General features: G+C 32.9%; 11 protein-coding genes and 1 tRNA gene. 5 read left to right on the top strand and 7 right to left on the bottom strand.

Features of this window, described 5'->3' with window-relative positions; all coding sequences use genetic code 11:
• The first annotated feature begins 37 nt into the window (after positions 1-37).
• Positions 38-460 carry a hypothetical protein gene (locus tag ABXT64_RS04900; RefSeq protein ID WP_443634392.1) on the top strand — a complete coding sequence of 141 codons (423 nt, stop codon included), beginning with the start codon at positions 38-40 and terminating at the stop codon, positions 458-460.
• Here the strand turns inward: ABXT64_RS04900 and ABXT64_RS04895 are convergent.
• The 4 genes from ABXT64_RS04895 to ABXT64_RS04880 form a co-directional block, all read right to left on the bottom strand.
• Complete coding sequence (locus ABXT64_RS04895; protein WP_443634391.1) at positions 457-618, bottom strand: FeoB-associated Cys-rich membrane protein; 162 nt, start codon at positions 616-618, stop codon at positions 457-459. The genes ABXT64_RS04900 and ABXT64_RS04895 overlap by 4 nt on opposite strands.
• A gap of 4 nt (positions 619-622) precedes the next feature.
• Positions 623-2,722, bottom strand: a complete 2,100-nt coding sequence (feoB, locus tag ABXT64_RS04890) for a ferrous iron transport protein B (protein WP_443634390.1) — start codon at positions 2,720-2,722, stop codon at positions 623-625.
• Positions 2,715-2,945 carry a FeoA family protein gene (locus ABXT64_RS04885; protein ID WP_443634388.1) on the bottom strand — a complete coding sequence of 77 codons (231 nt, stop codon included), beginning with the start codon at positions 2,943-2,945 and terminating at the stop codon, positions 2,715-2,717. The genes feoB and ABXT64_RS04885 overlap by 8 nt, the downstream gene beginning before the upstream one ends.
• A 78-nt stretch (positions 2,946-3,023) precedes the next feature.
• Positions 3,024-3,689, bottom strand: a complete 666-nt coding sequence (locus ABXT64_RS04880; RefSeq protein WP_443634386.1) for an SCO family protein — start codon at positions 3,687-3,689, stop codon at positions 3,024-3,026.
• A gap of 163 nt (positions 3,690-3,852) precedes the next feature.
• Here ABXT64_RS04880 and rseP point away from each other — a divergent pair, with 163 nt between their 5' ends.
• Both rseP and ABXT64_RS04870 read left to right on the top strand, forming a co-directional pair.
• Positions 3,853-5,181, top strand: coding sequence for an RIP metalloprotease RseP (gene rseP / locus ABXT64_RS04875; protein WP_443634385.1), 1,329 nt, complete (start codon positions 3,853-3,855; stop codon positions 5,179-5,181).
• Between the two features lie 89 nt (positions 5,182-5,270).
• Positions 5,271-5,344, top strand: a tRNA-Asn gene (locus ABXT64_RS04870).
• A gap of 93 nt (positions 5,345-5,437) precedes the next feature.
• Here ABXT64_RS04870 and ABXT64_RS04865 read toward each other — a convergent pair.
• The 3 genes from ABXT64_RS04865 to ABXT64_RS04855 all read right to left on the bottom strand — a co-directional run bounded on the left by ABXT64_RS04865 (position 5,438) and on the right by ABXT64_RS04855 (position 8,440).
• A complete protein-coding gene (locus tag ABXT64_RS04865) occupies positions 5,438-6,814 on the bottom strand; it encodes a cytochrome c peroxidase (protein WP_443634383.1) in 1,377 nt (458 codons plus the stop codon).
• Between the two features lie 342 nt (positions 6,815-7,156).
• Positions 7,157-7,513, bottom strand: coding sequence for a hypothetical protein (locus ABXT64_RS04860; RefSeq protein WP_443634382.1), 357 nt, complete (start codon positions 7,511-7,513; stop codon positions 7,157-7,159).
• Positions 7,514-7,516: 3 nt separating this feature from the next.
• Entirely contained in the window at positions 7,517-8,440 is a 924-nt protein-coding gene (locus ABXT64_RS04855) for a DUF6268 family outer membrane beta-barrel protein (protein ID WP_443634381.1), read from the bottom strand.
• Positions 8,441-8,551: 111 nt separating this feature from the next.
• On the opposite strand from ABXT64_RS04855, the gene ABXT64_RS04850 reads away from it, so the two are divergent.
• Complete coding sequence (locus ABXT64_RS04850; RefSeq protein WP_443634379.1) at positions 8,552-9,061, top strand: hypothetical protein; 510 nt, start codon at positions 8,552-8,554, stop codon at positions 9,059-9,061.
• Positions 9,062-9,234: 173 nt separating this feature from the next.
• The gene (gene ileS / locus ABXT64_RS04845; protein ID WP_443634377.1) at positions 9,235-12,636 is read left to right on the top strand and encodes an isoleucine--tRNA ligase; all 3,402 of its coding nucleotides are present in this window, start codon (positions 9,235-9,237) and stop codon (positions 12,634-12,636) included.
• Position 12,637: the final 1 nt, after the last annotated feature.

Genomic DNA, 12,637 nt, shown 5'->3' with positions numbered 1-12,637 from the left:
TTTTTTCTTCTATCTTTAAACTTGAAAAACAGTTTAAATGAAACCCTTACTTATAGTATTCACTCTATTTTTAACCCTCAACTTAGTTGCACAAAACGGATCTCTTGAAACACCTACAATAGCGATTAAAGTTGCCAATGGTAAAACGATACAGCTAAAGGGTCATTCTATAAAGTTTGTGGAAGTTTTAGAAGATTCGCGATGTCCAGAATATGTAAATTGTATTTGGGCTGGGAGAGCACGTATTTTAGTTGAAATAAAAGACGAATCAAATAAATTAATACAGAAGGAATTACTTTTTGGTCAAACTAGGTCTGGAGAAATAATTGACAACTCATTATTTACAGCGGAAGATTCAATCGTAAAAGGACTTACATTATCTCCTTATCCTACTTCAGAAGAGAACACAGAAATAAACTCTTATCGGTTATTAATAGAGGTAGAAAAAGGAATGGATTAATGACAGCCACAATCTTTTTTACCGCATTTAATGCCTTCACCATCCAATGACTTTGTTGGATTATTTTTATTTTCAAAAATAGGATTCCAGACAAATTTTTTCAGAATAAAACCTGTAGCGAAGCAAAAAGTAATGAGGACTAATATGGTTTGTAACATAATTTTATTTTAATAGTTGAAAAGCGATTAATGCAGTAATATAAGCTAATACTGTCATAGAAATCAATTGCCATAAAGGCCATTTCCATGAATTTGTTTCTCTTTTTACAATAGCAAGTGTACTCATACATTGCATTGCAAACGCATAGAATAACAATAAAGAAACTCCACTCGCTAAATTGAATAGAGGAGCTCCTGTGCTCGTATTAATTTCTTCAGCCATTCTATTTTTAATGGTGTCTTCATCGTTACTTCCCACACTGTAAATAGTTGCTAAAGTACCTACAAAAACTTCTCTAGCTGCAAATGAACTTATTAAGGCAATTCCAATTTTCCAATCGTAACCTAATGGTTTTACAGCAGGCTCTATGGCTTTACCAACAATACCAATATACGAATGTTCTAATTTAAAAGCAGCAATTTTTGTTTCTAACTCTCCTTCGCTAAGGTTTAAGTTTTCAGTTTGATTAGTTATAATAGAAGATGCATTATTAAAATCTCCAGGGCCATACGATGCTAAAACCCATAGAATAACAGAAATAGCTAAAATAATTTTACCAGCTCCCATTACAAATGCCCGTGTTTTTTCAAGCACATTTGTTACTACGTTTTTAAACATAGGGATTTTATAGTTTGGCATTTCAACTACAAAGAAAGATTTACTGCTAATTTGAAGAAATTTATCTAAAATATATGCAGAAAAAATTGCGGCTCCAAACCCAAGTAAATATAAAACTAAGAGCGTTAGGCCTTGTAAACTAAAAATACCAAGCACTCTTCCTTCAGGAATAACAAGCGCAATAATGATTAAATAAACAGGTAATCTAGCCGAACAGGTAGTAAATGGAGTTACTAGTATGGTGATCAGTCTTTCTTTCCAATTTTCAATATTTCGTGTTGCCATGATGGCTGGAATAGCACAAGCAGTACCAGAAATTAGCGGTACTACACTTTTTCCGCTCAGCCCGAATCGTCGCATAACACGGTCCATTAAAAAAACCACTCTACTCATATATCCACTCTCTTCAAGGATGGAAATAAACAGAAATAGAAATGCTATTTGAGGAATAAAAATGACAATTCCTCCCAATCCAGGAATGATTCCTTCTGTAATTAAACTTGAAAAATCTCCCACAGGTAAATTCAACCTTAACCATTCACTTATGGAAGCAAAAGAGCTATCGATAAAATCCATTGGATAGGTACTCCAATCGAATATAGCTTGAAAAATAACACATAATATGAGAAAGAAAATTACATATCCCCATACTTTATGAGTTAAAACTCTATCAAAACGAGTACGAAGATCCTTTGCATTTTCCGTGTCAATTATTAAAGTTTCTTTAAGAACATTGTTTATAAATTGATATCGCTTAATGGTTTCTTTTTGCTGAAGTCGTTTTAAGTTACTTTCAGATTCGGTTTTAAATAAAGAAACCCCTTTTATTTCATTTCTATTTAATTTTCCGAAGTTTACATCTTGTGTAATTACCAACCAAAGCTTATATACATCTTGGTTTGGAAATGCTTTTCGGAGTCTTTCAAAATATTCAGGAGCAATAACCGAAGCATTAACACAAGGTGAAATCGAAAGATTTTTATAATCTGATATTAATTCTTTTAACTTATCAAATCCTAAATTTTTTCTAGAACTAACCAGTACAATTTTGGTGTGTAATTTTTTTTCTAATGATTTTACATCTAGCGTAATGGCTTTACGTTTCATTCGGTCTGCCATATTCACAACAAGAATTGTAGGGATGCCTAAATCCTTTATTTGTGTAAAAAGCAGCAGATTTCTTTTTAAATTTTCAACTTCTGAAACTACTACAGCAACGTCTGGAAAATCTTTATCGTTTTTATTCAGCAATAACTCTATAACAACATTTTCATCAAGCGAAGAAGCGTTTAAACTATAAGTGCCTGGTAAATCTAAAATATGGGCTTTTAGGTTTCTCTTTAATTTACAAGTTCCTTGCTTTTTTTCAACGGTAATTCCTGGATAGTTTCCTACCTTTTGATTAAGTCCAGTAAGTTTATTGAAAACAGAGGTTTTCCCAGTATTTGGATTTCCAATGAGCGCAACATTTATTTGTTTAGCCATGGATAAGTTCAATTTCAATCATAGAAGCAGTTTCTTTTCGGATCGCTAAATGACATCCATTAATATTTAAATATAAAGGGTCATTAAAAGGAGCAGTCTGAATTAAAGAAACTTCATTTCCTGGCAAACAACCCATTTCCAAAAGCTTTAAAGGAACAGAATCTATAGGAAATTCCTTGATAATACCACTTTGCCCTAATGCTAATGAAGCAATTGTTGCCATGCTTTGTTATTTAGATTGATTTTAAACAACAAAAGTAAGTTATCTAATTGACAATTTAAAAAAGAACTTATAAAAAAATTAATGATTCTTTTTAAGTATCTCAATATCTATTAATAATTGTTCAATGTCCTCATTTTTAGTGCCATCGTAAAACCCTCTGATTCTTTTTTTAATATCTATTAAAATAAAATTTTCGGTATGTATCAGGTCATAAGGATTATAAGGGACATCTTTTGCTGCTAAATATGATTTCCGTGCTAAATCATAAATTTGTTTTTTATCACCTGTTACTAAGTTCCATTTAGCACCATCCACTCCTTTTTCAATAGCGTATCTTTTAAGTTGAGCAACGGTATCAATCTCTGGAGTTACTGAATGTGAAAGTAACATAATAGTAGTGTCATTTTTAATTTTCTTCTGAATTAAAGCCATATTTCCTGTCATTACTGGACAAATGGTTTGGCAGGTTGTAAAAAAGAAATCGGCTACATATATTTTATTCTCATAGTTTTTTTGTGTAATATTTTCCCCATTCTGATTGGTTAATGAAAAGTCTGAGATCGTATGGTATTTTTTCACATGTTGTATGGTACTATCAACTAACTCTGCATTTACTTTATTAGGCTGAAAAACAGGAAGCACTTTTTTAGGATCTAATATTTGATAAATAATCGAGATAATAATGATGGCTAATACCAACATGACAACACCTAAAAATTTGTATTTAGAAAAAAACTGAAGCATAAAATTAAGTAATAAAAGAGAAAACAAAGTTAGAGACAAATTAATAATTCGCAGGCATTGAGCCAAGTAATTTTAATTAAATAATAGGAATAGTATTAAGGAATTCTTAAAATTTTTTTAGCAACCTATAAAAGAGTACTTTTGTGCGTTAATTTTATAAACTATGAGTCCATTTGCTGTTAAAGCGATTCAACTATTACTTAGCTTGTCTTTGTTAATTGTACTTCACGAATTGGGGCATTTTATCCCAGCTAAAATATTTAAGACACGTGTAGAAAAATTCTTCCTCTTTTTTGATGTTAAATTTGCGCTTTTCAAAAAGAAAGTTGGAGAGACTGTGTATGGTATTGGTTGGTTGCCACTAGGAGGTTATGTGAAAATTGCTGGAATGATCGATGAAAGCATGGACAAAGAACAAATGGCAGGTCCACCAGAACCTTGGGAGTTTAGAAGTAAACCTACATGGCAGCGATTAATTATTATGTTAGGTGGAGTTACAGTAAATATTATTGTAGGATTTGTGATTTATAGTTCTATTCTTTATTTCTACGGAAGAAATATTGTCACCAATAATGATTTAGTAAATGGTTTTTCTGTTGAAAAATCATTCAAAGAGTTTGGATTTAATGATGGTGATAGAATATTAAAAGTCAATGGCGAAGATTTTGAAAATGTCATGGACATTAACAAATTTTTATTTTTACGAAATGTAGAATCTATAGAAGTAGAACACAACAATGGACAAACTGAAACTATTGCAGTTCCTGAAGATATAGGAATGACTATGTTTAAAAAAGGAGTAATGCGACCTTTTCAGCCCATAAGGCTTCCTATGATTGACACTATTGTACCAGATTTCCCTGCTGCAAAAGCTGGTTTATTAAAAGGCGACAAAGTGGTATCGATTAATAATAAACCTATAGACTACTGGCATGAATTTACTACTGAAGTAGGGAATAGTGCAACTATTGAAAGTGAAATAGTAATTTCTAGAGATGGTAGACTAGACACTTTAAAAGTTACCCCTACTGAAGAAGGAACAATAGGAGTTTCTAATTTTGCCAAAGAATTAATAGGGAAAAGCACAAAACTTTCTTATGGTTTAGGGGAAAGCATTGCTAGTGGAACTAATTTTGGTATTGAAAAACTAACCGATTATGCCAAGCAATTTAAATATGTTTTCACAAAAGAAGGTGCCACCCAAGTTGGGGGTTTTGGCGCTATTGCTAACTTATTTCCAGGACAATGGGACTGGCTTAGTTTCTGGGAAACAACAGCTTTAATATCTATTATTTTAGCCTTTATGAATATACTTCCTATTCCTGCACTTGATGGTGGGCATGTAATGTTCCTAATGTATGAAATGATCTCTGGAAGAAAACCAAATGAGAAAGCAATGGAGTACGCGCAAATGGCGGGATTCTTTTTATTAATAGCATTAGTTCTATTTGCAAACGGAAACGATATTTACCGATGGTTATTTAAATCGTAAAAAATCTAAATAAAGGTTTGTTGCATTTAAAAAATAAATTATATTTGCAACCGCTAAAAGGGCAATCCTTTTAATTTTCTATATGAAATTCCTCTTTAGCTCAGTTGGTTAGAGCATCTGACTGTTAATCAGAGGGTCCAAAGTTCGAGTCTTTGAAGAGGAGCAGAAATAAAAACCCACTCAATTTGAGTGGGTTTTTTTATTTGTAACCGTTTGGGCGTTAATCTAAATGGTCAGGTTCTTCACAACATCTTTTTTACTTCTTCACCATGCGTTTGGTAATTTGTAAGCCGTTTTCTGTAGTTATTTTCACAAAATACAAACCGGTAGCTATGGTACTAAAGTCTAATGTTGTTTGTGTATTAGCCTCCTTTTGGAATAATAATTTTCCTGTACTGTTGTAAACCATTATTTTGAAATCACCAAGGTTAGTTTCAATTGTTGCATTATGAATTACTGGGTTTGGGCTAATGGAGATAAAAGGTTTCAGGCTTTCTTCAGAAATACCCAAAGAGCCCCCTATTATTTTTATAGAGCCGTCCGAGTTGAAAGGATCCGACCATTTTTCGTTCGTATAGATATCCGAACCTGTAAGTGTTCCCAAAAATGCAATAAGGTCTTGTTTTTGTTCTTCGGTTAGATTTAGCTGTTGTGGCTCTCCGTTTTTATCTAATAATCGGGTGTCTAAATTGGTATTATCAGGATTGTTAGGGATATCGTTGTAATGATTAACCACATCCAAAAGGTTAGTAAAACTTCCATTGTGCATTAGGGGACTATTTAAGCTGCCATCTGGGTTCACAAGATCTCTAAGGGATGGTGGGCGGGTATTTGTTAAATCTATTTCACCTGGCATTCCAGCTACGTTGATAACACCATTATTTAGAGAGTGTATGGTAATGGAAAATTCGGGAGGAATATGACAATTTACACAACCTATACTGTTTATGAATAATTCTTTCCCTCTATTCTCTTGCAGTGTAAAATTTGGAAAAGGCTCGATGGTGTTGTTTACCTGCATCAAACCTTCATCGAATCGAGAATCGAAGGACTGTATACTTCTTATAAATTGAGCTAAGGCTAATTGCATGCGGTTTTCTGTGATTTCTGTATCGCCAAATGCAAATTCAAAAAGAGTGCTGTAATATTCAATACCTTCTAAATGATTTATAAGATCGTCTAAACTGGGATCACCATTGGTGCCGCTGTACCCCATCTCTATGTGGTCTTGTATAGGCATGGTCGTCTGATCTTCCAGTGTTTCTGCACGTTCGTCCCAAAAAAAATGCGCCTCGCGTGAAAATCTTGGATTTACAAGTCGTGGGGAATGTCGGCTCGTAAGGCCATTAACCCCAGAACTCAGAACGTTTGGATCACCAAAAGCACGCGCTTGGAAATGGCAACTTGCACATGCTATGGTAGCATCGCTGGAAAGGTTTTTGTCGTAGAAAAGAACACGACCTAAGGTCGCTGTTTTATCATCAATAGGGTTGCCATCGGTATTGTCTTTGGTAATATAATCTGGAAAACTCTGGTTGGCATAATTGAAGAGGTTATCCAAATCAATGGTAGCACTAATGAATATCCATCCAAAAGCCAATAAGAGTAGGGTATATGCTATTTTGTTTTTCATAAGAGGTCGTTTGGTAATAATTGACTTTGAGAAAACATGCCCTTTGAACATGCGCTTTTATTTCAAAGATAGAAAAACCTCAATTAATAGAACTATGATTTTAATCCAAGAAGTGAAGCATAAACAAAGTCCAATCTAAATAATAGATAGGACTTTGTTTTTTTAAAAGCTTATATAGCTTTTAAAATACAAATAAATAAGATTAGGCTTTTGGTTTTATGTAGTATCCATAATCATTATTCTACATTTTACGCTAGGCTATGCCTATTTAATATATAAAATGTCACCTATAAAAGGAGATGGATTAGAAAAGGATTCTTCCGTAGAAAATAAAAAGGAAGACTAAACTTCTCTTTTCACCAATAAATAGTAATCATTGTCTAAAGGCAAATATCCTTGATCGTATAAATAGAAATACACCGCTCCTGCTTTTGTGGTATAAATACTTGTAAAATATTCGAAACTAAAACCCATTCTCAATAACCTTTCTTTGGTCGTTTTGGTTTTGTCTTTACTATTTAATGTTTCTAAAATTCGATAGTTTTTTCGCAATCGATTATTGACTGTTCGCACCAAATTTTTACTATCCTTATTGATTGAATTATTACGGGTATTTCTACAGGCATCACTACAATACTTTTTATCGGCTCTTCCAATAATCTTTGTGCCGCATTCAGGACAATTTTTTTCTTTCATCATAAATTAATTATTGGATTCTTTTTTCTTAATATGAAATCGATAAATAGCTTCAAATTTAATGAATAAACTCCCATTTAAACTTGAATTTAATTGCCTGCGATCATTTCCAAAACTAAAGGCTGAAAGCCTAAAATCTAATTTGTCATTTTCGGCATACACTTCATGTTCGTTTGTTGTATACCCTAATTTTGCTCTTACTAAAACATTTTTATTAAAGGTGTTAAGCTGAAAATAACTGGAAAACTCTAATGGACTTTGTTCTACATAAACAGGCAATGTGTTTTCTTGGTGTATTAAATAACTACGCCCGATTCCAAGGTAATCAAAACCAATGGTAGCAGCGCCTAAATTATAATTAATATTGGCAGTAATAGGTAAAGAAGCATCAATGACTAAACGCTGATTCGAACTTTTATAATAGACTCCAAAAATAGGTGTTGCAAAAACACCAAAAGCTTCTGATGAGGAATAAAATCCAAACCGATACGTAAGATGTTTATTTTTTTTATATTTCAAAGAAGCAAATCCACCAAAATAAAAATCATCACTAGAAATAGAATGATAATCGGAAGCTATTTTAGGTAATAATACAAAAGTACCACTCCATTTTTCATTAAATGTGCTTGACAAGCCTATTTTAAAAGTAGTACTATAAAGATTAGTATATTCAGAAACAGGAGCTAATTGTAAACTAGTTAAATTAAAATCTGCCCCTGTAATAAGTGCGTTTTTTTCATTTAAAACGACAGGATACGTCAGTCCAATTTCAAAATTATTAACATCGGTACTGTGTGGTGAATCTTCAAAAGTTGAATTAAACGTAGTACCATATCCTACCTTCAATATATCAACATAATCTTGACTAAAAATAGATATTGGAATCAATAAGAATAATAGAGGAATAGTTTTTAAATGAAATGTATTCATTTCATAAAGGTATAAAAAGAATAAAACATAGCAATTATTTAAAAAACAGGGTATATTTGCGCTTTAATTATAACAGGTTTAGAGCCTTAGAAAAACATTAAATTTAATCAAATGAAATTAGTAAAAAAGATTTTTGTAGTAATGATGATTGTTTCACTTGCCGCATGTAAAAGCGATGATGATAACCCAAGTTATGAATTAACAAATGCAAATTTAACTGGAACTTATGAAGTAACCATGTTAACTAACACGGAAATTGAAACTACAGATGTAAACGGGCTAGATATTATAACAGAGTATACATCGATTGGAGATACATTTCAATTAAATATTGTATTTACTGATAGTGGTACAACCATCCTAGATGGAGAGTATCGAAATAGCTACACAGAAACGGTTGCGGGACAATTAATTGATCAAGGTTCTGAAATAATTGTTGTTGAAAACGAAACGATTAATTACTCAGTGAATAATTCAACAAATACTATGATATTAGATGGTGAGTTATATTCTGTATCATTATTTAACGAAAATGAACTTAGAATTACTTCTGAAGAAATTTACGTAGAAAACGGAAATGATATTGTTTCTACTTCTGAAATTAGAATGATTAGAATATAAACAACAAAATTAACTATATCAACCCTGTAGTTAATTCTACAGGGTTTTTTTATGAATTATATTAAAATATTAATGAAATAAAGGATTGTGTAATTGTTGTAAATGTTGCCTTTAAGTATTGTCTACTGTCAACAATTTATTAATTTCGCATTCTTATTGAAAGATACCTAATTATGAGTAAAAATTTTAAAGAATATAAAGGCTTACACCTTCCTAACCTTGCGGAAGAGGTTCTTAAGTTTTGGGATGAAGATTCAATTTTTGAGAAATCCATTACAAGTAGAGAAGGAAAGCCTCCTTTTATTTTCTTTGAAGGCCCTCCTTCAGCAAATGGTTTGCCAGGAGTACACCATGTATTAGCACGTACAATTAAAGATATTTTTCCTCGCTACAAAACCATGAAAGGCTTTCAAGTAAAGCGTAAAGCAGGTTGGGATACCCATGGATTACCAATCGAGTTAGGTGTTGAAAAGGAATTAGGAATTACTAAAGAAGATATTGGAGTAAAAATTTCTGTAGAAGAATATAACCAAGCTTGTAAAAAAGCAGTAATGCGTTATACTGATATCTGGAATGATCTAACTAGACGTATCGGATATTGGGTAGATATGGAAAATCCCTATGTAACCTATCAATCTAAATACATGGAAACTGTTTGGTGGATTCTTAAACAGATCTATAATAAAGATCTTTTATATAAAGGATATACCATACAACCCTATTCTCCAAAAGCAGGTACAGGCTTAAGTTCTCACGAATTAAATCAGCCAGGAACCTATCAAGATGTAACCGACACTACTGTTGTTGCACAATTTAAAGCGGTTTCAGAAAGCTTACCAAAGTTTCTTCAAGGAATGGGCGACATTCACTTTTTAGCTTGGACAACCACTCCATGGACCTTGCCAAGTAATACAGCGTTAACCGTTGGAAAAAAGATTGATTATACCTTAGTAAAAACATTTAACCAATACACATTCGAACCCATCCAAGTTATTTTAGCTAAAAACTTAGTTGGAAAACAATTTACTGGAAAATTTACTGAAGTTGAAAACGAAGCTGAATTAGAAAACTATTCACAAGGGGACAAACAAATTCCTTTTTATATTCTGAAAGAATGTAAAGGAACTGACCTACTTGAAACTCGTTATGAGCAGTTACTAAAATATGCTTTACCAAATGATAATGCTGAAGATGCTTTTAGAGTGATCGCAGGTGATTTTGTAACGACAGAAGACGGTACCGGAATCGTTCATACTGCACCAACTTTTGGAGCAGATGATGCTTTGGTCGCTAAGTTAGCCTCCCCAGAAGTGCCTCCAATGTTAGTGATGGACGAAAACGACAAATTAGTTCCTTTGGTAAACTTACAGGGAAAGTTTCGTCCCGAAATGAAGGAATATGCTGGAAAGTATGTGAAGAATGAATACTATGCAGATGGAGAAGCACCAGACCGATCGGTTGATGTAGAACTTGCCATTCAGCTTAAAACTGAAAATAAAGCCTTTAAAGTTGAAAAATACACCCACAGTTATCCTAATTGTTGGAGAACCGACAAACCAATTTTATACTATCCTTTAGATTCTTGGTTTATTAAAGTAACCGATTTTAAAGATCGCATGCACGAGCTTAACCTTAGCATTAATTGGAAGCCTAAAGCAACTGGAGAAGGACGTTTTGGGAATTGGTTAGCCAATGCAAACGACTGGAATCTTTCACGTTCAAGGTATTGGGGAATTCCATTACCACTTTGGAGAACCGAAGATGGGAAAGAAGAAATAATTATTGGTTCGGTAGAAGAATTAAAAACCGAAATGAAGAAATCGGTAGAAGCGGGTTGTATGGCTTCAGAAATATTTGAAGATTTTAAAGTAGGTGATTTTTCAGAAGAAAATTATAACAAAGTTGATCTTCATAAAAATATAGTTGATGAAATTGTATTAGTTTCAGAAAGTGGAAGACCAATGAAACGTGAAGCCGACCTAATCGATGTTTGGTTCGATAGCGGATCGATGCCATATGCACAATGGCATTACCCGTTTGAGAACAAAGAAATGGTCGAAAATACGTGGCGTAAAGCCGATTTTATAGCAGAAGGTGTGGATCAAACACGTGGCTGGTTCTATACGCTTCATGCTATTGCAACCATGATTTTTGATGATGTCGCTTATAAAAATGTGGTGTCAAATGGATTGGTATTAGATAAAAACGGACAAAAAATGTCCAAGCGCCTAGGAAATGCTACAGATCCTTTTGAAACACTAGATAAGTTTGGTCCAGACGCTACTCGTTGGTATATGATTAGTAATGCTAATCCTTGGGACAACCTTAAATTTGATGAAGATGGAATTTCTGAGGTTCGTAATAAATTCTTCGGAACGCTTTACAACACCTATAGTTTCTTCAGTTTATATGCAAATTTGGATAATTTTTCTTATGCTGAAGAAGAGATACCTTTAGAAAAAAGACCAGAAATTGATCGTTGGATTCTTTCTGAATTACATACCTTAATACAAAAAGCAGATAATTATTATAATGATTTTGATGCTACAAAAGCTACTAGAGCTATATCAGAATTTGTTCAGGAAAACTTAAGTAACTGGTTTGTTCGTTTAAGCAGAAGACGTTTTTGGAAAGGTAGTTATGGAGAAGATAAAATCTCTGCATACCAAACCTTATATACTTGTTTACATACGGTGGCAAAACTGAGTGCGCCCGTTGCGCCATTTTTTATGGAACGATTATTTAAAGATTTATCTAGCGCGACACAAAATTCTGAAGAAGTGTCAGTGCACCTAAGTAACTTTCCGACCTATGATGCGTCTTATGTGGATAGCATCTTAGAGCGTAAAATGCAGAAAGCTCAAACAATATCTTCTTTAGTATTGTCGTTACGTCAACGAGAGAAGATTAAAGTGCGTCAGCCGCTTCAAAGAATAATGATTCCTGTATTAAATGAGGCAGAGCGAGAAGAAATTTTAGCTGTTTCAGATTTAATTAAGTCTGAAGTAAATGTAAAAGAGATCGAATTAATAGATGAAGGTTCAGGTATTTTGGTAAAACAAATAAAACCTGATTTTAAAAAATTAGGGCCTCGTTTTGGAAAAGAAATGAAAGCCGTAGCACAAATCATAAATAACTTTGGGCAAGAAGAAATTTCTACTTTAGAAAAAGAGGGCGAGATAAGTGTTTTAATTAATAAAAAAAGTTTTACATTGTGTCTCGATGACGTATTGATAAGTTCGCAAGACATTGAAGGATGGTTAGTTGCTAATAGTGGTAATCTAACTGTTGCTTTAGATGTTACCATCTCTCCAGAATTAAAAAATGAAGGGATTGCTAGAGAATTAGTAAATCGTATTCAGAATTTAAGAAAAGATTCTGGTTTTGAAGTAATGGATAGAATAGAAGTTACCATTCAAGAGGACCCTGGTTTAATGTCTGCAGTGAATGATAATATAGAATATATTAAACGTGAAACCTTAACTGAAACACTACAATTTAATAAAGAGCTTCCTCTTGGAATTGAAATTGCTTTTGACGATATTGTAACAAAAATGAGTATTAAAAAACATTAAA

It is taken from the genome of Candidatus Marifrigoribacter sp. Uisw_064 (assembly GCF_047730175.1).
Lineage (GTDB): Bacteria > Bacteroidota > Bacteroidia > Flavobacteriales > Flavobacteriaceae > Marifrigoribacter.
This window is presented reverse-complemented; position numbering and strand designations above follow the sequence as displayed.

Excerpts from the sequence above, each read along its gene's own strand:
- ABXT64_RS04895 (WP_443634391.1), bottom strand. The coding sequence starts at position 618 with ATGTTACAAACCATATTAGTCCTCATTACTTTTTGCTTCGCTACAGGT.
- ABXT64_RS04880 (WP_443634386.1), bottom strand. The coding sequence starts at position 3,689 with ATGCTTCAGTTTTTTTCTAAATACAAATTTTTAGGTGTTGTCATGTTG.
- ileS (WP_443634377.1), top strand. The coding sequence starts at position 9,235 with ATGAGTAAAAATTTTAAAGAATATAAAGGCTTACACCTTCCTAACCTT.
- ABXT64_RS04850 (WP_443634379.1), top strand. The coding sequence starts at position 8,552 with ATGAAATTAGTAAAAAAGATTTTTGTAGTAATGATGATTGTTTCACTT.
- feoB (WP_443634390.1), bottom strand. The coding sequence starts at position 2,722 with ATGGCTAAACAAATAAATGTTGCGCTCATTGGAAATCCAAATACTGGG.
- ABXT64_RS04860 (WP_443634382.1), bottom strand. The coding sequence starts at position 7,513 with ATGATGAAAGAAAAAAATTGTCCTGAATGCGGCACAAAGATTATTGGA.
- rseP (WP_443634385.1), top strand. The coding sequence starts at position 3,853 with ATGAGTCCATTTGCTGTTAAAGCGATTCAACTATTACTTAGCTTGTCT.
- ABXT64_RS04885 (WP_443634388.1), bottom strand. The coding sequence starts at position 2,945 with ATGGCAACAATTGCTTCATTAGCATTAGGGCAAAGTGGTATTATCAAG.
- ABXT64_RS04855 (WP_443634381.1), bottom strand. The coding sequence starts at position 8,440 with ATGAATACATTTCATTTAAAAACTATTCCTCTATTATTCTTATTGATT.
- ABXT64_RS04900 (WP_443634392.1), top strand. The coding sequence starts at position 38 with ATGAAACCCTTACTTATAGTATTCACTCTATTTTTAACCCTCAACTTA.
- ABXT64_RS04865 (WP_443634383.1), bottom strand. The coding sequence starts at position 6,814 with ATGAAAAACAAAATAGCATATACCCTACTCTTATTGGCTTTTGGATGG.